The following is a 1,723-nucleotide window of genomic DNA, read 5'->3' on the forward strand; positions in this document are numbered from 1 at the left end:
CAGCTGATCGTCGCCCGTCGTCTGCTCGGCAAGTCCTCGGCCGAGCTGCGCTAGCGCTTCATGCGTCCTCCTCCGCACTGGCGGAGGAGGACGCTTGCGTCAGAGCCGCGCCGCCAGCCGCGAGCCCTGATCGATCGCCCGCTTGGCATCGAGTTCGGAGGCGACATCGGCACCGCCGATGCGATGCACCGCGACACCCGCCGCCTTCAGCGGCGCTTCCAGTTCGCGCAGCGGTTCCTGACCGGTGCACAGCACGATGGTGTCGGCCTCGACCAGCATCGGCCGCTCGCGCTTTTCACCGAAGCTGACGTGCAGGCCCTTGGCATCGATGCCGTCGTAGTTGACGCCGGACAGCATCTCGACCTGCTTCATCTTCAGTGCCGAGCGATGTATCCAGCCAGTGGTCTTGCCGAGGCCGGCGCCAGCCTTGCCGGTCTTCCGCTGCAGCAAGGTCACCTGCCGTGCCGGCGCTGAAATATCAGGGCGCTTCAAACCGCCGCGCGTCGAAGACGGATCGCCAACGCCCCATTCGGCACGCCAGGTGTTCAGATCCAGGGTCGGCGACTGGCCTTCATGGACCAGATACTCGGCGATATCGAAACCGATGCCGCCAGCCCCGATCACCGCGACTCGCTGGCCCACCGGCTTGTTGCCGGCCAGCACGTCGACATAGCTCAGCACGTTCGGGCCATCCTGACCGAGGATCTTCGGATCGCGCGGCACCACACCGGTAGCGATCACCACCTCGTCGAACTTCTCTGTCAATAACTTCTCGACATCGACGCGCGTATTCAGGTGCAGGCGCACGCCGTGGCGTTCGATCTGGCTGCCGAAATAGCGCAGGGTTTCGAAGAATTCTTCCTTGCCCGGAATGCGCTTGGCCATGTTGAACTGGCCGCCGATTTCGCTCGCGGAATCGAACAGATCGACCTGATGACCACGGCTGGCCAAGGTCGTTGCACAGGCGAGGCCCGCCGGCCCGGCACCGACCACGGCGATGCGCTTCGGCGTCGCAGCACGGTCATAGCGCAGCTCGGTTTCATGACAGGCGCGCGGGTTGACCAGGCAGGACGCCACCTTGTTCTGGAACGCGTGATCGAGGCAGGCCTGATTGCAGGCGATGCAGGTGTTGATCTCGTGCGCCAGGCCGCGCGCGGCCATGTTGACGAGATCCGGATCGGCGAGCAGCGGCCGCGCCATCGACACCATGTCGGCACAACCATCGGCGAGCACTTGCTCGGCCACTTCCGGCGTGTTGATGCGATTGGTCGCGACCAATGGAATCGACACTTCGCCCTTCATCTTCTTGGTCACCCAGGCGAAGGCCGCGCGCGGCACGCTGGTCGCGATCGTCGGCACGCGGGCTTCATGCCAGCCGATGCCGGTGTTGATGATCGTCGCACCGGCTTGCTCGATCGCTTTCGCGAGCTGCACGGTCTCGTCCCAGTTCGAACCGTCTGGAATCAGATCGAGCATCGACAGGCGATAGATGATGATGAAATCGCGGCCCACTGCTGCACGCGTACGTTCCATGATCTCGATCGGCAGGCGCATGCGGTTCGAGTAATCGCCACCCCATTGATCCTTGCGCTTGTTGGTGTGAGCGCTCAGGAACTGGTTGATGAAATAGCCTTCCGAGCCCATCACCTCGACGCCGTCATAGCCGGCTTCACGGGCCAGCGACGCACAACGGACGAAAGCCTTGATCTGGCTCTCGACACCG

1 protein-coding gene is annotated in these 1,723 nt (G+C 63.8%); it reads right to left on the reverse strand.

Going from position 1 to position 1,723, the window contains the following annotated elements:
- Positions 1-99 precede the first annotated feature (99 nt).
- Positions 100-1,723, reverse strand: a 1,624-nt coding sequence (locus QZY06_RS04140) for an FAD-dependent oxidoreductase (protein ID WP_295680569.1), incomplete at its 5' end; no start/stop codon positions are given.

The organism is uncultured Nevskia sp., from assembly GCF_903885465.1.
Taxonomy (GTDB): Bacteria; Pseudomonadota; Gammaproteobacteria; order Nevskiales; family Nevskiaceae; genus Nevskia.